This window comes from Xenorhabdus beddingii (genome assembly GCF_002127545.1).
Lineage (GTDB): Bacteria > Pseudomonadota > Gammaproteobacteria > Enterobacterales > Enterobacteriaceae > Xenorhabdus > Xenorhabdus beddingii.
Window position 1 is genome coordinate 1 of the sequence record NZ_MUBK01000153.1, and the last position, 616, is coordinate 616.

Annotated in this window: 1 protein-coding gene; it reads left to right on the forward strand. The window is 42.7% G+C overall.

All coding sequences use genetic code 11. The annotated features are described in order from the left end of the window. Window positions 1-49 precede the first annotated feature (49 nt). On the forward strand, window positions 50-565 hold the full coding sequence (locus tag Xbed_RS18995) for an HNH endonuclease (protein WP_244182571.1): 516 nt from the start codon (window positions 50-52) through the stop codon (window positions 563-565). The last annotated feature ends 51 nt before the right edge of the window (window positions 566-616 follow it).

Below are 616 nucleotides of genomic sequence, written 5' to 3' on the forward strand. Positions count from 1 at the left end.
TTTTGGATAGCAGCCATGCTGATGATGGGACTGGTGTTAGGGGGATAGAGTGGCAAAGGCAAAACTAAATGCAATTGATGCAATGGCAAAATGGATGTCTGTCTCAGACAGATTAATACAGCCTAATAGTTCTCAGGTTGAACAGTCCAAGAAGCCGAAATTGAAATTAACCAAAAAACAGCGAGCCATTATCAGGGAAATGTTCGGCGGTCGGTGCACTTACTGTGGTTATGAGTTGTCGGATAAGGGCTGGCATGCCGACCATGCAAAACCAATTATGAGATACGGAAATGATCAATGTCATTACCCCGAGAATGACGTTATTGAAAATATGGTACCAGCCTGTCGCAGCTGCAATATCTACAAAGGCGACGCCAATATTGAAGAGTTTCGTCAAATCATCACCAGACAACTACAAAATTCAATTAACAGAACGCAGTGCCTGAGAACCGGGCAACGGCTAGGTATATTGCAATTAAAAGCTACACCAATTGTATTCTGGTTTGAGAAATATGGGGAAATGGAGAATGCAGGAAATGGCAAAGCTAAGGCGACGAAAATGTAAAATATGCCGTGATTGGTTCCACCCAAAATATGACAATGTTGAGTGGTGCAG